Source organism: Ruegeria sp. AB9, from assembly GCF_056542585.1.
The window spans coordinates 133,218-152,905 of sequence record NZ_JBQGAA010000004.1; the positions used below are offsets into that span (position 1 = coordinate 133,218).

Annotated in this window: 20 protein-coding genes; 10 read left to right on the forward strand and 10 right to left on the reverse strand. The window is 58.1% G+C overall.

What is annotated here, in order from left to right; genetic code table 11:
* The first annotated feature begins 49 nt into the window (after positions 1 to 49).
* Genes sucD through lpdA form a run of 8 tightly spaced genes read left to right on the forward strand, consistent with a single transcriptional unit; the run spans position 50 to position 8,784 of the window.
* Positions 50 to 934 carry a succinate--CoA ligase subunit alpha gene (gene sucD, locus ACR0K5_RS12225; protein WP_480629928.1) on the forward strand — a complete coding sequence of 295 codons (885 nt, stop codon included), beginning with the start codon at positions 50 to 52 and terminating at the stop codon, positions 932 to 934.
* 1 nt (position 935) lies between these two features.
* A complete protein-coding gene (locus tag ACR0K5_RS12230) occupies positions 936 to 1,664 on the forward strand; it encodes a hypothetical protein (protein WP_480629929.1) in 729 nt (242 codons plus the stop codon).
* A gap of 4 nt (positions 1,665 to 1,668) precedes the next feature.
* Positions 1,669 to 2,208, forward strand: a complete 540-nt coding sequence (locus ACR0K5_RS12235; RefSeq protein ID WP_480629930.1) for a DUF805 domain-containing protein — start codon at positions 1,669 to 1,671, stop codon at positions 2,206 to 2,208.
* On the forward strand, positions 2,205 to 5,162 hold the full coding sequence (locus ACR0K5_RS12240; RefSeq protein WP_480629931.1) for a 2-oxoglutarate dehydrogenase E1 component: 2,958 nt from the start codon (positions 2,205 to 2,207) through the stop codon (positions 5,160 to 5,162). Before ACR0K5_RS12235 ends, ACR0K5_RS12240 begins: the two co-directional genes overlap by 4 nt.
* A gap of 3 nt (positions 5,163 to 5,165) precedes the next feature.
* Complete coding sequence (odhB, locus tag ACR0K5_RS12245) at positions 5,166 to 6,668, forward strand: 2-oxoglutarate dehydrogenase complex dihydrolipoyllysine-residue succinyltransferase (RefSeq protein ID WP_480629932.1); 1,503 nt, start codon at positions 5,166 to 5,168, stop codon at positions 6,666 to 6,668.
* Between the two features lie 2 nt (positions 6,669 to 6,670).
* Positions 6,671 to 6,940 carry a hypothetical protein gene (locus ACR0K5_RS12250; protein ID WP_480629933.1) on the forward strand — a complete coding sequence of 90 codons (270 nt, stop codon included), beginning with the start codon at positions 6,671 to 6,673 and terminating at the stop codon, positions 6,938 to 6,940.
* An 8-nt stretch (positions 6,941 to 6,948) separates the two neighbouring features.
* Complete coding sequence (locus ACR0K5_RS12255) at positions 6,949 to 7,338, forward strand: hypothetical protein (RefSeq protein WP_480629934.1); 390 nt, start codon at positions 6,949 to 6,951, stop codon at positions 7,336 to 7,338.
* A gap of 57 nt (positions 7,339 to 7,395) precedes the next feature.
* Complete coding sequence (lpdA, locus tag ACR0K5_RS12260) at positions 7,396 to 8,784, forward strand: dihydrolipoyl dehydrogenase (RefSeq protein ID WP_480629935.1); 1,389 nt, start codon at positions 7,396 to 7,398, stop codon at positions 8,782 to 8,784.
* Positions 8,785 to 8,805: 21 nt separating this feature from the next.
* On the opposite strand, the gene ACR0K5_RS12265 is transcribed toward lpdA, so the two are convergent.
* Entirely contained in the window at positions 8,806 to 9,384 is a 579-nt protein-coding gene (locus tag ACR0K5_RS12265; protein ID WP_480629936.1) for a TetR/AcrR family transcriptional regulator, read from the reverse strand.
* A 102-nt stretch (positions 9,385 to 9,486) separates the two neighbouring features.
* Here ACR0K5_RS12265 and ACR0K5_RS12270 point away from each other — a divergent pair, with 102 nt between their 5' ends.
* Positions 9,487 to 10,080 (forward strand): NAD(P)H-dependent oxidoreductase, encoded by a 594-nt coding sequence (locus ACR0K5_RS12270; RefSeq protein WP_480629937.1) that lies wholly within the window; start codon positions 9,487 to 9,489, stop codon positions 10,078 to 10,080.
* A gap of 20 nt (positions 10,081 to 10,100) precedes the next feature.
* Here ACR0K5_RS12270 and ACR0K5_RS12275 read toward each other — a convergent pair whose 3' ends face one another.
* From ACR0K5_RS12275 to ACR0K5_RS12290, 4 genes are read right to left on the reverse strand one after another with little or no spacing between them, the layout of a single operon-like run.
* Positions 10,101 to 10,706, reverse strand: coding sequence for a pyridoxamine 5'-phosphate oxidase family protein (locus ACR0K5_RS12275; protein ID WP_480629938.1), 606 nt, complete (start codon positions 10,704 to 10,706; stop codon positions 10,101 to 10,103).
* On the reverse strand, positions 10,693 to 11,433 hold the full coding sequence (locus ACR0K5_RS12280) for a lysophospholipid acyltransferase family protein (RefSeq protein WP_480629939.1): 741 nt from the start codon (positions 11,431 to 11,433) through the stop codon (positions 10,693 to 10,695). Before ACR0K5_RS12280 ends, ACR0K5_RS12275 begins: the two co-directional genes overlap by 14 nt.
* On the reverse strand, positions 11,433 to 12,332 hold the full coding sequence (locus tag ACR0K5_RS12285; protein ID WP_480629940.1) for a cell division protein FtsX: 900 nt from the start codon (positions 12,330 to 12,332) through the stop codon (positions 11,433 to 11,435). The genes ACR0K5_RS12280 and ACR0K5_RS12285 overlap by 1 nt, the downstream gene beginning before the upstream one ends.
* Positions 12,329 to 13,006 carry a cell division ATP-binding protein FtsE gene (locus ACR0K5_RS12290; RefSeq protein ID WP_480630057.1) on the reverse strand — a complete coding sequence of 226 codons (678 nt, stop codon included), beginning with the start codon at positions 13,004 to 13,006 and terminating at the stop codon, positions 12,329 to 12,331. Before ACR0K5_RS12290 ends, ACR0K5_RS12285 begins: the two co-directional genes overlap by 4 nt.
* A 183-nt stretch (positions 13,007 to 13,189) precedes the next feature.
* On the opposite strand from ACR0K5_RS12290, the gene ACR0K5_RS12295 reads away from it, so the two are divergent.
* Positions 13,190 to 13,930, forward strand: coding sequence for a zinc-ribbon domain-containing protein (locus tag ACR0K5_RS12295; protein ID WP_480629941.1), 741 nt, complete (start codon positions 13,190 to 13,192; stop codon positions 13,928 to 13,930).
* Between the two features lie 3 nt (positions 13,931 to 13,933).
* Here the strand turns inward: ACR0K5_RS12295 and ACR0K5_RS12300 are convergent, their stop codons facing one another.
* From ACR0K5_RS12300 to argH, 5 genes are all read right to left on the reverse strand, one after another.
* On the reverse strand, positions 13,934 to 16,477 hold the full coding sequence (locus ACR0K5_RS12300; protein ID WP_480629942.1) for a TIGR02302 family protein: 2,544 nt from the start codon (positions 16,475 to 16,477) through the stop codon (positions 13,934 to 13,936).
* A 36-nt stretch (positions 16,478 to 16,513) separates the two neighbouring features.
* Positions 16,514 to 17,779 (reverse strand): diaminopimelate decarboxylase, encoded by a 1,266-nt coding sequence (gene lysA, locus ACR0K5_RS12305; RefSeq protein ID WP_480629943.1) that lies wholly within the window; start codon positions 17,777 to 17,779, stop codon positions 16,514 to 16,516.
* A gap of 61 nt (positions 17,780 to 17,840) precedes the next feature.
* Positions 17,841 to 17,996, reverse strand: coding sequence for a hypothetical protein (locus tag ACR0K5_RS12310; RefSeq protein ID WP_480629944.1), 156 nt, complete (start codon positions 17,994 to 17,996; stop codon positions 17,841 to 17,843).
* Between the two features lie 87 nt (positions 17,997 to 18,083).
* Entirely contained in the window at positions 18,084 to 18,281 is a 198-nt protein-coding gene (locus ACR0K5_RS12315; RefSeq protein WP_480629945.1) for an argininosuccinate lyase, read from the reverse strand.
* Positions 18,281 to 19,669: an argininosuccinate lyase gene (gene argH / locus ACR0K5_RS12320; protein ID WP_480629946.1), complete on the reverse strand. Its 1,389-nt coding sequence runs from the start codon at positions 19,667 to 19,669 to the stop codon at positions 18,281 to 18,283. Before argH ends, ACR0K5_RS12315 begins: the two co-directional genes overlap by 1 nt.
* Between the last annotated feature and the right edge of the window lie 19 nt (positions 19,670 to 19,688).

Genomic DNA, 19,688 nt, shown 5'->3' on the forward strand with positions numbered 1-19,688 from the left:
GATGATGGGCTCAAAGCCCATCCTACGATAATCAAAGGAGACTCCTAAAATGGCAGTCCTCATCGACGAAAATACCAAAGTGATCTGTCAGGGCTTTACCGGCTCGCAGGGCACATTCCACTCTGAACAGGCCATCGCCTATGGCACCAAGATGGTCGGCGGCGTGACCCCCGGCAAGGGCGGGATGACCCATCTTGACCTGCCCGTGTTCAACTCGGTCCACGAGGCCAAGCACGTGACCGAAGCCAATGCCTCGGTGATCTATGTTCCGCCGCCTTTCGCGGCAGACTCGATCCTCGAAGCGATTGATGCCGAGATGGAAGTGATCGTCTGCATCACCGAAGGTATCCCGGTTCTGGACATGATGAAGGTGAAGCGCGCGCTGGAAGGCAGCAAATCCCGCCTGATCGGCCCGAACTGCCCCGGTGTCATCACGCCTGACGCCTGCAAGATCGGCATCATGCCTGGCCACATCCACAAACGCGGCTCTGTTGGCGTTGTGTCGCGTTCAGGCACGCTGACGTATGAGGCCGTCAAGCAGACCACCGATGTGGGTCTGGGCCAGTCCACCTGCGTGGGCATCGGCGGCGACCCGATCAAAGGCACCGAGCATATCGACGTGCTGGAATGGTTCCTGGCGGATGACGAAACCGAGTCGATCATCATGATCGGTGAAATCGGTGGTTCAGCCGAGGAAGAAGCCGCGCAGTTCCTGGCGGATGAGGCCAAGAAGGGCCGCAAGAAGCCGACCGCCGGTTTCATCGCAGGCCGCACAGCCCCTCCGGGCCGCCGCATGGGCCACGCGGGCGCCATCGTCGCTGGCGGCAAGGGCGGTGCCGAGGACAAGATCGAAGCCATGCGCAGTGCCGGTATCGTCGTGGCCGAAAGCCCGGCGCAGCTGGGTGAGGCTGTGCTGGAAGCGATTGGAAAGTAACGTGCTGCCTGCAAAACTCATATTTGCTGCTTTTTGCAGGCTACGAATTCTCCCGGAACGCATCGTCCGTTCCGGGATTTCCCTTTGGATAATTTGTTTTTTGTCCACGGCTTCCCTCGCAACGGCACAAGCGCCTGAACAAGGTGAAAAAGCGGTTATTGTCGCGCTGGAATTGTGCTCGGAACCGATCGAAACTTTGGATGCGGCGCGTGCTGTATTGGAAGAGGCAGATTGGGTCGACTTTGATGAAGGCCCGGGGCCGATTGTATTGTCCAACCGGATTGCATTTTCTATCGACGAGACGGACCTTCTGTACACAATCAGTAATGCATCCTTTATGACGCTTTCGCTTTTTGGAAACTCGGCGCTCGGCCCCAATCAACTAGCATTTGAACACTCAAACGTGCGCCTTGCGTTGATTGGAATTGAGGAAGGAGTTTCTTGGTGTGCGCTCGTCGGGCCTGACTGGTTACTTCGAACCGCCCTGACCAATGGGCTAGACGGCGGAGTCAGTGCCAAGACAGGATTGGTCACACTTAAACTCAGCGCCTCAAAAAAAGCGATGTCAGCACTGGCTTTGTTGGATGTTGACGCATTTATCGAGGCCTACTCGGCTACAGAAACAGATAAGGCAAAGCGCGAAGAGATGATTGGGTCATTGCCGGACGTACTTATGCCAACAAACATTTTGGTGTCTCCTATCCGACAAGACGGTTCAGAAGGTGAATAGTAGCATGACCTTCTCCGACGCCATCCGCACCTGTTTCTCCAAGTTCCTCACCTTTTCGGGGCGTGCCTCGCGCCCCGAATACTGGTTCTTTTTCCTGTTCATCGTAATCTGGAGCATCATTGCCGGGATCATCGACTGGCAGTTCTTCACGCAGGTCGCGATCACAGAAAGCGGTGAGGTCAAGTCCGTCGCTGCTACGTCCCGCCAACCGGTGCAAAGCATTGTCGGCCTGATAGTGTTCTTCCCGCATCTGACCGTCGCATTCCGGCGGATGCATGATACCGGGCGCAGTGGGCTGTATGCTCTGTTGCCGATCCTGCTGATTGTCGGGGCCTTTGCCGTTCTGATCTTTGGCATCGGCCTTGCCAGCCAGTTCCATGGCGGAACGCTCGACATATTGTTTACCCGCGCAACATTGCTGATCGTCATTCCGACACTTATCGTTCTGTTTGTGTCGCCCCTGCTGGTTCTGTGGTGGCTGACCCGCCCCAGCCAGCCAGGTGCCAATCAATACGGTCCCAACCCACATGAGGTAGCCCAATGACCGAACACTCGCCCAACTCTGCCTTTCATGCCTCAAGCTTCATGCAGGGGCATAATGCCGAATACCTTGAGCAGCTCTATGCCCAATACACCAAGAACCCCGGTGCGGTGGATGCTGCCTGGGTCGAGTTCTTCAGGGCCATGGGCGACGCCGCACCGGATGTGCAGCGCGAAGCGGAAGGGCCATCATGGGCGCGCACCGATTGGCCTCCGATGCCTGCGGACGATCTGACAGGCGCTCTGACTGGTGAATGGGCCGAGATTGACGCCAAGGCGGCGGGCAAGAAGATCAAGGACAAAGCCGTCGATAAGGGCGTCGAGGTCAGTGACGATCAGATCAAACGCGCCGTGCTGGACAGCTTGCGGGCGCTGATGCTGATCCGGGCCTACCGTATCCGGGGCCATCTGGCCGCAGATCTGGATCCTCTGGGAATGCGCGCCGCCAGCATGCACCCCGAACTGGACCCAAAGACATATGGGTTCACCGATGCCGACATGGATCGCCCGATCTTCATCGACAACGTGCTGGGGCTGCAGGTTGCCTCGATGCGGCAGATCGTCGAGATCGTGAAACGGACATATTGTGGCACCTTCGCGCTGCAATACATGCATATCTCAAACCCGGAAGAGGCCGCGTGGCTGAAAGAACGGATCGAGGGCTACGGCAAGGAAATCGCGTTCACCAAGGAAGGCCGCAAGGCGATCCTGAACAAGATGGTCGAGGCGGAAGGCTTCGAGAAGTTTCTGCACGTCAAATACATGGGCACCAAGCGCTTTGGTCTGGACGGTGGCGAGGCACTGATCCCGGCAATGGAGCAGATCATCAAACGCGGTGGTGCGTTGGGCCTGAGCGATATAGTTATCGGGATGCCGCACCGGGGCCGTCTGAACATTCTGGCCAATGTGATGGGCAAACCTTACCGCGCCATCTTCAACGAATTCCAGGGCGGCAGTTTCAAGCCCGAGGATGTCGATGGTTCGGGTGATGTGAAATACCACCTTGGCGCATCCAGCGACCGCGAATTTGATGGTAATAGCGTGCACCTGTCGCTGACTGCCAACCCTTCGCATCTTGAGGCGGTGAACCCTGTGGTTCTAGGCAAAGTTCGTGCCAAGCAGGATCAGTTGGGCGACACCGATCGCACCAAGGTCATGGCCGTTCTGCTGCATGGGGATGCGGCCTTTGCTGGTCAGGGGGTTGTGGCCGAAGGCTTTGGCCTGAGTGGTCTGCGCGGACATCGCACGGGTGGAACAATGCACATCGTGGTGAACAACCAGATCGGTTTCACCACTGCGCCGCACTTCTCACGCTCCAGCCCTTACCCGACAGATATCGCGCTGATGGTCGAGGCGCCGATCTTCCATGTGAACGGTGATGACCCGGAGGCCGTGGTTCATGCAGCCAAGGTCGCGACCGAGTTCCGTCAGAAGTTCCAAAAGGACGTGGTTCTGGACATCTTCTGCTACCGCCGGTTTGGTCACAACGAGGGCGACGAGCCCATGTTTACCAACCCGATCATGTACAAGAAGATCAAGACGCATAAGACCACGCTGTCTCTGTATACCGAACGCCTCGTCAAGGATGGCCTGATCCCCGAAGGTGAGATCGAGGACATGAAGGCAGCCTTCCAAGCTCATCTGAACGACGAGTTCGAGGCCGGCAAAGACTACAAACCCAACAAGGCCGACTGGCTGGATGGGCGCTGGTCACATCTGGACAAGAACAAAGACGAATACATGCGCGGCGAGACCGCGATCACACCGGACACTCTGGCCGACATTGGCGGAGCTCTGACCCGTACACCGGGCGGATTCGCCATGCACAAGACAGTCGGTCGTCTGCTTGAACACAAAAAGCAGATGTTTGAAACCGGTACAGGCTTTGACTGGGCCACCGGTGAGGCGCTGGCCTTCGGATCATTGCTGACCGAAGGGTACCCGGTACGCCTTGCCGGTCAGGACGCCACGCGCGGTACCTTCAGCCAACGCCATTCGGGGTTCATCCATCAGGAAACCGAAGAGCGGTATTACCCGCTGAACAACATTCGCGCAGGTCAGTCACATTACGAAGTGATCGACTCAATGCTGTCCGAATACGCGGTTCTGGGATTTGAATACGGCTACTCGCTGGCCGAACCCAACGCGTTGGTTCTGTGGGAAGCCCAGTTCGGGGACTTCGCCAACGGCGCGCAGATCATGTTCGACCAGTTTATCAGCTCGGGTGAGTCGAAATGGCTGCGGATGTCCGGTCTTGTCACGCTGCTGCCGCATGGCTTCGAAGGGCAAGGCCCTGAACACTCGTCGGCGCGGCTGGAGCGGTTCCTGCAGATGTGCGGTCAGGACAACTGGATCGTGGCGAACTGTACGACGCCCGCGAACTATTTCCACATTCTGCGCCGACAGTTGCACCGGACCTTCCGGAAACCACTGATCCTGGTGACGCCAAAATCGCTGTTGCGCCATAAGCTGGCGGTCAGCACAGCCGAGGATTTCACAACCGGATCAAGCTTCCACCGGGTGCTGTGGGATGATGCGCAGAAGGGCAACTCTGACACCAAGCTGGTGGCAGATGAGAAGATCAAGCGCGTCGTGATGTGTTCCGGCAAGGTCTATTTTGACCTGCTGGAAGAACGCGATGCACGTGGCATCGACGACATCTACCTGATGCGGATCGAACAGTTCTATCCCTTCCCGGCACATTCGCTGATCAACGAGCTCGAGCGGTTCAAGAATGCTGAAATGGTCTGGTGTCAGGAAGAACCCAAGAACCAGGGCGCGTGGACCTTTATCGAACCCAATATCGAATGGGTTCTGTCTCGTATCGGCGCAAAACACACTCGTCCGGTTTATGCCGGTCGCGCAACCTCGGCCTCGCCCGCGACGGGCCTGGCCAGCCAACACAAAGCCCAACAAGAAGCGCTGGTTAACGAAGCGCTGAGCATCGAAGGAAAGTAAGCGATGACGATTGAAGTTCGTGTTCCCACGCTTGGCGAGTCGGTCACCGAAGCCACTGTAGCAACATGGTTCAAAAAACCCGGTGATGCGGTCGCAGTGGATGAAATGCTGTGTGAGCTGGAGACTGACAAGGTCACGGTCGAAGTGCCCTCTCCCTCTGCTGGTGTGATGGGTGAGATTGTAGCCGGCGAAGGCGATACCGTTGGTGTCGATGCTCTGCTGGCGACAATTACCGCTGGCGAAGGCGCCGCTCCGGCTCCGGCGGCCGTTGCTGCAACTGCACCTGCGCCCGCCGCGACAGGCGGGTCGGTTGACGTGATGGTACCGACACTTGGCGAATCCGTGACGGAAGCGACTGTTTCGACCTGGTTCAAACAGGTCGGCGACAGCGTTGCGCAGGACGAGATGTTGTGTGAGCTGGAAACCGACAAAGTCTCGGTTGAAGTACCGGCCCCTGCTTCAGGTGTTCTGGCAGAGATCGTCGCGCCGGAAGGTGCAACTGTAGACGCAACCGCAAAGCTGGCGGTCATCTCTGGCGGGGCCGCAGGCGCAGCTCCCGCGCCAGCTCCTGCAGCGGCAGCTCCCACTGCGGCAAGCACCGGCAAAGACGTTGCAAATGCGCCGTCTGCCGAAAAAGCGATGGCAGAAGCCGGATTGTCAGCCGATCAGGTCACCGGCACCGGTCGCGATGGCCGTATCATGAAAGAAGACGTTGCCAAGGCGGTTGCGACGGCCTCGGCTCCGGCGCCCTCCGCGCCCGCACCTGCGGCTCAGACCCCACGCGCACCGGTTGCTGCCGAAGATGAAGCCCGCGAAGAACGCGTGCGGATGACCCGCCTGCGTCAGACCATCGCCAAGCGCCTGAAGGATGCACAGAACACCGCCGCGATCCTGACCACCTTCAACGAGGTGGACATGACCGAGGTGATGGCCCTGCGCAACCAGTACAAGGACCAATTCGAGAAGAAACATGGCGTACGTTTGGGCTTCATGTCCTTCTTTACCAAGGCCTGCTGTCATGCCCTGAGAGAAGTGCCCGAGGTGAACGCGGAAATCGACGGCACCGACATCGTCTACAAGAACTTTGTGCATATGGGCGTCGCCGCAGGTACGCCTCAGGGTTTGGTGGTTCCGGTGATCCGCGATGCCGACAGCATGTCCTTTGCCGCGATCGAAAAAGCCATCGCTGAAAAGGGCAAGCGCGCCCGGGACGGCAAACTGAGCATGGCCGAGATGCAGGGCGGCACCTTCACCATCTCGAACGGCGGTGTTTACGGCTCGCTGATGTCGTCGCCAATCCTGAACCCCCCGCAATCTGGTATCCTTGGCATGCACAAAATTCAGGACCGCCCGATGGTCATCAATGGTGAGATCAAGATTCGCCCGATGATGTATCTGGCGCTGTCCTATGACCATCGTATCGTTGACGGCAAAGGCGCGGTGACGTTCCTTGTTCGAGTGAAAGAGGCGCTGGAAGATCCACGCCGCCTGCTGATGGATCTGTAAAAATGGCGACACATGTACTCTGGCAGGCCGATGTGGCCGATTTCGACGTTTGGCTGAAAGTGTTCCGCGAGGACAAACCAATGCGCAAGGCCGCGGGCATCCGCGACCTCCACATCTGGCGCGATCCCGATCAGAAAGACCATGCTATTGCGATGTTCGAAGTTCTGGATTTAGAGAAGGCCAATGCCTTTTTCGGGTCCGAAGAACTGGCGATGCATCATGAACGGGGCGGTATCGCGCATATCTCGATCAAGCTACTTGAACCGGTGTAACTCTGTCGATGACCAACGTTCGAAACGAAGCTGGTGAAATTTCCCGTCTGGAGCAGGCTAACGTACTTGGACTTGCCTATGTCAGGTCCATAATTCTACTGAATGCAGGCGGGATTCTCGCTCTTCTGACGTTTTTGGGGAACGCTTCTGCTCAGACTACGGTTTCAATTTCTCTAAGTGCGATCAAGATAGCGATGGTGAGTTTCTTAAGCGGAGTATCTGCCATTCTGCTCGCGCTTTTGATCTCGTACTCGTTCACTGCATCGGCACCCGTTACCCGCTACCATGAGTTTTGGGATAAGCATATCGTAGCTACGAACAGCGTTCTCGGCATTGCTTCGCTCGGGATTTTTGTCTTTGGCGTGGCTTCACTAATTATCGGAGCACAGTCTTTTTGAGTGTGACCTCGTGTGACCGCTCTCCCGTGAGGAGTGTGACCAACAAAGGAAAAAACCATGGCAAACTATGACGTCATCGTAATCGGCGCTGGCCCTGGCGGCTATGTCTGCGCTATCCGCTGCGCCCAACTCGGCTTGAAAACCGCCGTGGTCGAAGGGCGCGAAACTTTGGGCGGCACCTGCCTGAATGTGGGATGTATCCCCTCTAAGGCATTGCTTCATGCATCGCATCAGCTCCATGAAGCCGAGCATAACTTTGCCAAGATGGGCCTGAAGGGCAAAAGCCCCTCGGTCGATTGGAAACAGATGCAGGCCTACAAGGACGAGGTCATCGACGGCAACACCAAGGGCATCGAGTTCCTGTTCAAGAAGAACAAAATCGACTGGCTGAAGGGCTGGGGATCAATCCCTGCTGCTGGTCAGGTCAAAGTGGGCGATGAGGTGCACGAGACCAAGAACATAATCATCGCGTCAGGGTCCGAGCCGTCTTCGCTGCCCGGGGTCGAAGTGGACGAGAAGGTTGTCGTGACCTCGACCGGTGCGCTGTCTTTGGGCAAGATCCCGAAGAAGATGGTTGTCATCGGCGCTGGCGTGATCGGGTTGGAGCTGGGCTCGGTCTATAGCCGCTTGGGCGCTGAGGTGACGGTGATCGAATTCCTCAAAGAGATCACTCCGGGCATGGACCCAGAGGTGCAGAAGACGTTCCAGCGCATTCTCAAGAAGCAGGGACTCAAGTTCGTCATGGGCGCAGCGGTGCAGAAAACCGAAGCAACCAAGACCAAGGCCAAGGTGACCTACAAGCTGCTCAAGGACGACAGCGAGCATGTAATCGACGCCGACACCGTGCTGGTGGCCACGGGTCGCAAACCGTATTCCGATGGTCTGGGATTGGAAGCATTGGGCGTCGAGATGACACCGCGTGGCCAGATCAAGGTGGGTGCTGACTGGCAAACCAACGTGCCGGGCATTTATGCCATTGGCGACGTAACCGAAGGTCCGATGCTGGCCCACAAAGCCGAAGACGAGGGCATGGCCGCAGCCGAACAGGTCGCTGGCAAGCATGGGCATGTGAATTACGGCGTGATTCCGGGCGTGATTTACACTTGGCCCGAGGTTGCCAATGTTGGCGAGACCGAGGCCACGCTCAAGGAACAGGGTCGCGCCTACAAAGTTGGCAAATTCATGTTTATGGGCAACGGCCGCGCCAAAGCGAACTTTGCCAGCGACGGATTCGTCAAGATTTTGGCGGACAAAGAAACTGACCGCATCCTCGGCGCCCATATCATTGGCCCGGCGGCGGGCGATCTGATCCATGAGGTTTGCGTCGCAATGGAATTCGGCGCATCAGCCGAGGATCTGGCACTGACCTGCCACGCGCACCCGACCTATTCCGAAGCGGTGCGCGAGGCAGCGCTGGCCTGTGGCGACGGACCGATCCACAGTTAACAACCTTGACCCTGGCGGCGATCAACCCGGCGGGGTCAACCATGCATCCAGATAGGTCTCCAGCCTATCGGTAAATGTTGTCGCTGAATGCAGCGCGCAAAACCTTAAGGACATGGCCTGAATAGCAAAGGCCTGTACGCCTTCGGCCAAAAGCTCGGATGACACATCCTTGCGCACTTCCGCAGATTCTAACCACAGCATCACGATACGGAAGTATCGTTCAAAACAATAGGCGATTGGCCCTATTTCCGCGATGGCCGTCGCACCTGAATACCTGATCAACAGATCGAACACATATCGCTCGGACGTCATGAAGCTGTGAACCGGTTCGAGCGCCGCGATGATCTCAGGAACAGTTTTGGGGGATTTTCCGACCTCGGCCTGATCCAGACAGGCGTTCAGCTTGTCAGCGATCAGAATTTCCATAAGCGCATCCTTGTCGTGGAAGTGCGCAAAGAAGGTGCCTTTCGCTACGCCTGCCGCCTTCACAACTTCTTCCACCCGCAAAGCCCCATAGCTGCCATTTCGGATAACCTTTTCGGCAGCCGAGAGAAGTTTAGCGCGTGTCTTGATTGTACGTTTCTGAACAGTCTTTTGCATAATGCTCAATCGCACAGTTTTTGACCGTGGTCAAATTTGATATTGACTGTGGTCATTTTTTGATCCCAATAATTGACCGTGGTCATTTTTAGGAGAATCATGATGCAACCCAAGAAAATCCTCATCCTTGACGGGCATCCCGCGGAAAGCAGCCTGTCACGTGTATTCGCCGAAACGTATCGGGACGCGGCCCGCAAAAACGGGCACGACGTCCGGATGGTCCATCTGAGCGAACTGCAGTTTGATTTCGATTTCGGTCAGGGCAATTATCACGACTTCAAACCGCTAGAGCCGGTTCTGGAACAAGTGCTGCAAGACTTTGAATGGAGCGATCATCTGGTTCTGACCACGCCGATGTGGTGGGGCGGCCTGCCCGCAAAACTCAAAGGACTGATCGACCGAACATTCATCCCCGGACGGACCTTTGACACCCGGAACACCACAAAGATCGGGTTCCCGGCGCCCATGCTGACGGGACGCACCGCACGTGTCATCCTGACCTCAGACACCCCTGGATGGTTCATGCGGCTGGTCTATCGGCAAGCCCTTATCCGTCAGGTTCGGGACCAGATCCTAGGGTTTGTCGGCTTCAAACCAACCCGCTTCACCTATTTTGCAGGCGCAAGTTACCCCATGCCGGGCAGCGTTGACCGCTGGATCAAAAAGATAACCAAGATCGGAGCCGCTGCGGTTTGAACCGCGTCTGCCGCGCACATTTACCACATCGTTTTTGCGGCGCGTGCAGACCATTCATTGTCATATTGCGCGCCGCCTTCTTCACCTTCTGAAGCCTCAGCAAGAAGCTGACCAACAGTCGGTAGATCATTACTATCATCGCCACATGTCCATGTACTGGCTCGTATCAGAGCTCGGGCGCATTGGCTGTAAATCTCGGCAATTTCTATGACCATAACAGTCGCCGGGAGTTTGCCGCCCTTCTCAAATTGATGCCGCAAACCTTCATCCGCCGTTACACGGGCCAACCCATTCACCCGGACGACGTTGTTGGAACCCGGGACAAAGAACATCAGCGAGATACGCGGGTCGCGCACAATATTGCGAAGACTGTCCAGACGGTTGTTACCGCGCCAGTCCGGCAGGGCCAGCGTCTTAGCGTCCAGTTCGGTTACGACCGGGCCATCGTCACCCCGAGGGCTGCCATCCACACCTTCCGGGCCAACACTGCTGAGCACGCAGAGGCGCGAGGCGAGAATCCACTGGCGGTAAAGCGGCGTCAGGTGATGAACGACCTTTCGCAAAGATGGCGCGCCGGGCGTGGCATACAGTGCTTCCAGCGCGGCTATGTCGTCAATGTACTCCATCCGGATCAAACCCCACTTCGCGCATCAGCTCGTTCGAGCGTGTTTCAATCACATCTTCCAGCCGGCCAAGAAAGTCGTCGCGTTCAACACCTGGCTCGATTGGGTCCAGGAAATCCACAATCGCAAGACCCGGTTTGCGCATAACTCCTGTTCTGGGCCAGAACACGCCTGCATTTGTCGCGACAGGCACGCAGGGAAAGCCAAGGCCTTCGTACAGGACAGCTGTTCCAACCTTGTAAGGTTTCTTCGCCCCTGGCGCCACGCGTGTCCCTTGTGGGTAGATCACAAGCTGACCGGGTTCGGAAAACTCCTTCGCGACATCCTTGACCATCTTGGCCACCGCTGCCCCGCGCTTGCCTCGATTGACGGGAATACAGCCAAGACGGCGTGCATACATTCCAATGACGGGTGTAAACAACAGCTCGCGCTTCATGATGAATTTGCCGTGCGGAATAGCATCAAAAATCATGATGATATCAAGGAATGACTGGTGTTTTGCGCCTACGACCACCTCATTCGTAGGGGGGGTGCCCCGCACTTCGCACCGGATGCCAACCATCCATCGGGCAAGCCACATGGTGCTGCGTGCATAGCTCTTGCACGCCTTCAGGGCACCTGTCTTGGAAAACAGGGCGTAAGGTAGGAAAACGATGCCAAGGATCAGCATCCAGGCGTAGATCACGATCATGAAGATCAGAGACCGGACCCATTGAAAAGCCATCGACATCAGGAAAGCTCCTTCAATTTGCGTCGGGCCGCGGCCCAGGTGGCGAAAAAGGCGACGGTGGCACCGAGGACTGGAATAAGAACCGGTAAAACCCAGTCTTTACCCTGAAAACCGACACCGGTCAGAAAGCCGCCTGCATCTGAAGCTTCTGGCAACAACAAAACGCCTGTCATTCCCAGCAATGTACCCACTGAGGCCCCGAAAATGGCGCGATAGGTGAACCGTCTAACGAATGCCCCGGCGATGAACCCGTCGCGCGCGCCGACCAGGCGCAGCACTTCGATGATCTGTGCGTTGGCGGCAAGCGAGGCATTGGCCGCAAGGGTGATCATCGCTGCGGTTGCGCCTCCGATCAGCAGAATCGAAATCCATCCCAGACGGCGCAAGGACATCGCCGCATCAACCAGTGGCTCCCGCCATCGCGTGTGATCGTCCAGCACAGCACCCGGCACCTCGGCCCCCAGCCGCAAACGCAGCCCCGCCACATCGATGCCGGGTTCGGTTTCAATGATCTCGACAAGTTGCGGCACAGGCAGCGTATCGAGCGGCAGATCAGGCCCGAACCAAGGGGAAAGCAACGCCGCCTGCTCTTCCTGTGTCAAAGCACGGGCCGAGGCAACACCGGGCGTCTGGCGCAGAACGGTCAGTGCGGCCTCAGTCTGGGCCGCGCGCTGTTCCGCAGGCGCGTTGATGCGCAGGGTTGCGGCACCGGCCAGTTCCGAGGCCCAGCGATCCGCAATGCGTCCCGAGGCTAGAGAAAGGGCCAAGGCGAACACTGCCAGAAACGCCATGGCACCGGCGACAAACAGGGTCAGGTGGGCCGTGTATCCGGTGGGCGGAACCACCCGGTCTGCACGTTTGTCGCCACGCAACAGATTTCGCAGGTCGGGGCTGGTCATAGATCCGCTCCCGCCAGTTGCAGTTTGCGCTGCGAAATGCGCAATACGCGCGCCTGTACATGACTTTTGGCCGCTCTGATCAGGCTCAGGTCATGGGTGGCGATCAGAACGGTTTTGCCCATCCGGTTCAGCTCGACCAGCAGGCGCAGCAGCCGTTGCGACATTTCCCAATCAACGTTGCCCGTCGGCTCATCTGCCAGAACCACATCAGGCGACAGGATGACGGCGCGGGCCAGAGCAGCCCTTTGGCGTTCGCCGCCGGACAGTTCAGGCGGATGCGCTTCCAGCCTTGCGCCCAATCCAACCCAGCTGAGCAGCTCGGTCAAGTTGTCCTGCTCGGACGATTCCGCGCGTCCGGACACCATCAGTGGCAAGGCGACGTTTTCGGCCAGCGTCATATGGTCAAGAAACTGGCAATCCTGATGCACAACACCTACGCGACGCCGAAGTACCGCCAGCTGATCGCGATCAAGGGCTGAAACATCCTGATCAAACACGCTCAACCGCCCCGAGGTCGGCAGCAAAGCCCCATAGCACAGCTTGAGCAATGTCGTTTTGCCCGCCCCGGATGGCCCGGTCAGAAAATGGAACGAACCCGGCTGCAACTGCACCGAAACATCGCTCAGCAACTCGCCGCCACCGTAGGTGTAGCTGACATTTTCCAGCTCGATCACACGTGTCCCCATTTATTTTTCCGCTCTTCTTGCCCGAGCATGGTGATGGTTTCAATGGTTCTACCGAGTCCAATTGGTGACACTTGCCCCGTGAAACCGAAAACGCCCTTTGCTGTTGGGTCTTAACGGAATATCATTCCTGAAAAAACTATTATCGGTCCTTCGCCCGACCGAGGAGGCAGCATGCGTCTTACATGTCCAAATTGCAGTGCGCAGTACGAGGTTCCTGACGAGGTCATCCCCGAGGAAGGCCGCGACGTGCAGTGTTCCAACTGCGATCAGACCTGGTTTCAGGCCAAACACCCTGAAGAACCTGCTGCCGCCCCAACCGAAGAGGCAGAAACTCCTGCACAGGACGACGCATCTTCCGACGTCGCCGAAGTTCAGCAGGATGCCGAACCGGAGCCGTTAGAAGATGCAGCATCGGAGGACGAACCTGAGGTCGAAAAACCCGCGGCATCCACAGGAAATGTCGATCCTTCCGTCGCCAGCATTCTGAAAGAGGAAGCCGCCCGCGAAGCGGAACTGCGGGCGCAGGAAGGTAGTAGCCTCGAGAGCCAGCCCGATCTGGGACTTGATACGCCGCCAGAACCCAAGGTACAGCCCAAACGGCCTTCGGCTTCGGAAACCGCTGTCGATGCCGGGCAGAAGGACGCGTTACCGGATGTCGAGGCGATCAATTCCACGATGCGATCAGATGAGTCGGACGAGGCCGCGCAGGCACCCCGCAAATCGGGTGGATTTGTGCGCGGTTTTGCTTTGATGCTGATCATCGGTGTGGTGCTATATCTGATCTACGGAAACGCCCAGCAAATCAGCGAGGCTGTACCTCAGGCCGATCCGTTGCTCAGTTCATATGTGTCACTGGTGGATCAGGCACGTATCTGGCTTGAAGCACAGGCTGGATCTGGTGCCCAGAACTGAGGTCTAGAACCGCTCCAACAATCGTTTGAGGTATTCCAGTTCGATCTGGGGGCGGTCCGATTCTCCGGTTCTGCGACGGATTTCGTCCAGAAGCTCCCTCGCGCGGCGATACACGTCTTCGCCTTGTAACAGATTCTCATCCGTTGAAATCGAACCGACAGCACCGGGATTTCTGCCCAGTGGGTCGCGGTTGTTTGCTTGCATATCGCCGTCCTGCGTTCCCTGCCCGGGCTGGTTCTGCTGGTTCTGCGCCATGGCCTCGCCCAATGACCGCATCCCTTCACGCAACGCTTCCATGGCTTCTGACTGGCGATCGATGGCTTCAGCCAGATCATCTCCGCGCAGGGCCTGTTCCGCCTCGTCCATGGCGCGCCCGGCCCGATCCAGCGCCTCGCGCGCGGCGTCGCCTTCTGGCGTACCGGCGCCGGGCAATCCCTGTTGCTGACGGCCCAACTCTTCTCTCAGCGCCTGTTGACGATCCGCAAGCGAGCCCTGACCCTGCTGGCCTTCTCCAGCCTGATCCGAACCTTCACCCTGACCGCCCTGTCCTTCGTGGCTTTGCCCCCGGCCCAGCCCACCGCTGCGGCCCTCGTTGCCCTGGCTTTCACCGGTTTGAGCCCCCGGGTTGAACTGTTCCTGCAAATCGCGGAATGCCTGATCACTCAGACCTTGTTGTTCCCGCAGAGTTTCCGCCAGACCTTCCATGGCCTGCTGCCCCTCGGACTGCTGACCTTGACCCTGGCCCTGAGTCACCCGCATGTTTTCCATCATCTGCTGGAACTCTTCCAACGCCTGCTGGGCCTCGGCCATGCGGCCTTGCTCCATCAGTTCCTGAATACGGTCCATCATGCGTTGCAAATCATCCTGCGTCATTTGCAGGGATTCACCATTCTGGCCGGACTGACGCTCACCATCCTCTCCGTTTTGCTGAGCAAGCCGTTGCAGCTGCTGAAGATAATCCTGTGTCGCTTCGCGCAATTCCTGCATGAGCTCCGCAATTTCCTCGTCGCTGGCCCCGTTCTGCATTGCTTCGGTCAGACGCTCTTGCGCGCGCCGCATCCGTTCCAGCGCATCCGCCAATGTGCCGTCCTCGATCAACACAGCAATATCCCACAGGGCCTGGGCGATCTCTGCTTGTTGTTCCGGTTTCAACCCGTATCGATCAAACGTCTCAAGCCGCCGCAGTACGACCCTCAGACGCAAGTACGCCGTATCCGAACGAAACAGATCCTCAGGCAGATGCGATACAGCCCGCAGCAACTGCGCGATGCGCGGCGCATTGGATAGCGACCAGAGCAGATCACGCCGTTGTTCGATCACAGCAGCTGCTAGAGGATCAAAAAACCGACGCGCTGGCAGTTCGGTCATATATGGTTCAGACGACGATTGCTGATCCGCCGCATCCATAGCCATCAATGTGATCCGGACCGGCAGATGCGCCCAGGGATGTTGCGAGAAATCCTCTATCAAATCCTCGGCGAAATCCGCCCGATCACCGGTGATCGGCATCGGCAGTTCAATCTCAATCGCTTCGCGCGGTTCTGGCTCTGCCGCCAGTCCATAGCGGCGATCAACCGCTGCCAGATTCAGTTCGATCCGGGCTGAGCCTGAAACCACACCATAATCATCACTTGCGACGAAGGGCAGCTTCATCTGCCCACCAGCCTCGGCCTCGGCCGTTCCGGCAACCGCTATCTGAGGTGCCGTGTCGTCAATGATCTGCAGCGCCCATTCGCGCCCTGCCGGCCCGTCGATGCGCAGTTGGCCAGAACGTTCGGCCACAAATTCCTGATCCGGGTCGGTCGCCGCCTCGACCCCCTGGACTGAGCTGTTTTCGGTCAGGCTATGTGCACCAACTTCACCGTAAAGCCGCAAGGTGATGCGGCTGCCCTTCGGAACGGAAAGTTCCGCATCCGTTTGATCCGCGAGATACAGCGTCGGAAGGCCCGTGTAACGGGGTGGTTCAACCCATCCCTCCCAAGTCGGCCCCTGTCCGGCGGCCGCAGTACCCGGGGTCATATCCGCAACTGATCCCACGTGCCACAAAGAGCCGAAGACCAGCGCCACAGCAAATGCCAGCAACGCCGCATAGCGCAGCGCATAAGGATCTCGTGAAGCCAACCGAAGGTCAGGTTTGACAGCCTCGGCCGCCGCGGCACGTTGCGCCATCCGGGCTTTGTGCGCTTGCCACAAGGCAACCGAGTCCCGATCTGTGGCGCCGATGGCCTGGTCGTCCATCAAGGCCTGAATTGGGCGCCCCGGCAGGGTCTCATCCAGTCGCACCAGGGCGTCCGCGCGCGAAGGCAGTTGGAATTTCCTCAGACCGAGAACAACCGCCACCACAAGCGACACCAAGGACAGCGCGCCAATACCCCAGACAATTTCCACGGAAACGTGATCCTGAAGCCCCAGCATCAATGCCGCAAGCAAAACCAGAACAATCGAGAACACTGGCCAGAACGCGCGTAGAACCTGTTCAGCCACCATGCCGACATGGGTCAGCCACAGGGACAGGCGCGGAATGGGCAGGTTTGAACGGTCGGTCAAGGCGGGCCTCCGGGTTGGGCCCGCGCGATTATCGCGTCAAAGCCACGAAGGTATGGTATCGCGGTTTATGATTTCGTCAAAGCTTGGGCGTTCACGAATGACTGCAAATTGATCGCCATTGACCAGAACTTCGGGGATCAGCGGGCGGGTATTGTATTCGCTGGCCATCACCGCGCCATAGGCACCCGCGCTGCGGAAGGCGATCAGGTTACCTGATTTCAACGGTGGCATGTTGCGCTGTTTGGCAAAGGTGTCACCGGATTCGCAAACCGGGCCTACGATATCATAAGCTTGCTGTTCCACGCCTGCCGCGGGTTCCTGCACTGCAACGATATCGTGATGGGCTTCGTACATCGCCGGGCGGATCAGGTCATTCATGGCCCCGTCGACAATCAGGAAATCACGGCCTTCGCCCGATTTCACATAAATAACTTTGCTGACCATAAGCCCGGCATTGCCCGCGATCAGGCGGCCTGGCTCGATCTCGATCTCACAGCCCAGATGACCCAGCGTTTTCTTGATCAAAGCACCATATTCCACCGGCAACGGCGGCGCGTCATTTGAACGGGTGTAAGGAATGCCCAGACCTCCGCCCAGATCAAGGCGGCGAATGTTGTGACCTTCGGCCCGCAACTGTTCAGTCAGTTCGGCAACCTTGGTATAGGCCAGCTCGAACGGTTCAAGCTCGGTCAGTTGCGAACCGATATGGACATCAATCCCGATGACCTCCAAGCCCGGCAGGCTGGCCGCATGAGCATAGACATCCGAGGCACGCGCAATCGGGATGCCGAATTTGTTTTCGGACTTACCCGTCGCGATTTTGGCGTGGGTCTTGGCGTCTACATCCGGGTTCACCCGAACCGTAATCGGCGCGACGACACCCAGTTCCAGTGCGACGGCGTTGATCACCTCCATCTCAGGCTCGGATTCGACGTTGAACTGGCGAATGCCACCGGTCAGCGCCGTCCGAATCTCATCCGCCGTTTTGCCAACGCCGGAGAAGACGATCTTGTCGCCCGGAACGCCCGCCGCCTTGGCCCGCAGGTATTCCCCGCCCGAAACAACGTCCATCCCTGCGCCTGCCTGCGCCAGCGTCTTCAGGATCGCCTGATTGCTGGCCGCTTTCATCGCATAGCAAACGAGGTGATCTGTACCTTCAAGCGCATCATCGAACAGCTGGAAATGCCGCAGCAAGGTTGCCGTGGAATAGACATAGAACGGCGTTCCGACCGCAGCAGCGATTTCGGAGACAGGGACATCTTCGGCGAAAAGCGCGCCGTCGCGGTAAAGAAAATGATCCATACCTGCGCGCTTAGACCAGAAGATGGCTTCGGATCAATGGATTCCGAACCCATCGCCCGGTTTAATTTCGGGTGGAAACTCCGACCCGGCCATAGCCCGAGATGGAAACGCCGGTGCCCGATTGCTTGGGTTCTGCCGCAGGTTCCGGACGCCTTGCCGAGGTAGGTTCGCACGCCGCCAGAGCCGCAAACGCCAAAATCAATCCAATTGTTCTCATTTCAGTATCTTTTCTTTGGACGGCAGGCGCGTCGATACGCCACTTCACGTTGGGACATAAGGATCCGATGCGCAATGTGAAGACGGATCAGAATCCCAGGTAAATGCCCAGCGGTCCACGGCTGAGACCGACGCCCCCGCCAACATACGCTCCGCTGGAACCTACTCCAACGGTCGCACTGACCGTCGGCTGGGCAGGCGCGGGTTGAACGGGCTCACCATCGGCGCCGCACCCGACCAGCATCAGGCCGGACACCATAATTAGGATCGCACGCAGCGCGGTCATCACACCATTGCCTTCCATCTCTCAACCTGGGCACGCACCTGATCAGGAGCTGTGCCACCATAAGACTGGCGCGAGTTTACCGAATTTTGCACGGTTAGGACAGAATAGACATCATCGATGATGTCGGCATGAACCGATTGCATGTCTTCCAACGTCAGATCGGGCAGATCGCAACCTTTGCTTTCAGCTATTGCAACCAACGACCCGGTAACATGGTGGGCATCGCGGAACGGCAGGCCCAGCACACGCACCAACCAGTCGGCCAGATCAGTCGCGGTAGAGAAACCCGAGCCCGCCGCCGCAGCAAGGCTTTCGCGGTTGGCGGTCATGTCCTTGACCATGCCTTCCATCGCCGCCAGCGCCAGCATCCAGTTGTCGGCTGCGTCAAAGACCTGTTCCTTGTCTTCCTGCATGTCCTTGGAATAGGCCAGTGGTAAGCCCTTCATCACCATCATCAGCGCTGTGTTGGCACCATATATGCGCCCCACCTTGGCACGGATCAGCTCCGCAGCGTCGGGGTTTTTTTTCTGCGGCATAATCGACGAGCCGGTCGAGAAGCGATCCGACAAGGTTACAAAGCGGAACTGGGCCGAAGACCAGATCACCAGTTCTTCGGCAAACCGCGACAGATGGACGGCACAGATCGAGGCGGTCGACAGGAATTCCAGCGCGAAGTCACGATCGCTGACGGCATCCAAAGAGTTGGCGGCGGGGCGGTCAAAGCCCAGCGCCTCGGCGGTCATGTGACGGTCGATGGGGAAAGATGTCCCGGCCAGCGCAGCAGCACCCAGAGGGGATTCGTTCATCCGGGCACGCGCATCGCGGACACGGGACAAATCACGGCCAAACATCTCGACATAGGCCATCATGTGGTGGCCCCATGTCACCGGCTGCGCGGTTTGCAGGTGGGTGAAGCCGGGCATGACCCAATCGGCCCCGGCCTCGGCCTGCGCCAAAAGCGCGCGGATCAGGGCCAGCAGGCCGGTTTCTGCTGCATCCAGTTGATCGCGGACCCAGAGTTTGAAATCAGTCGCCACCTGATCGTTACGCGAACGCCCTGTGTGCAGACGGCCTGCGGGTTCGCCAATCACTTCCTTCAGGCGCGCCTCGACATTCATGTGGATGTCTTCCAGCGCGGTCGAGAACTGAAACTCTCCGTTCTGGATTTCTGACAAAACGGTGAGCAGCCCTTCCCGAATAGCCTGCGCATCACTATCACTAATAACGCCTGTGGCAGCCAGCATGGCGGCATGGGCGCGCGAGCCTGCGATGTCCTGGGCTGCCATCCGCTGATCGAACCCGATCGAGGCATTGATCGCCTCCATGATCGCGTCTGGACCGGCGGCAAAGCGGCCGCCCCACATCTGGTTCGAGGATTGATCGGTCATGTAAGAAAACCCGGAGTTG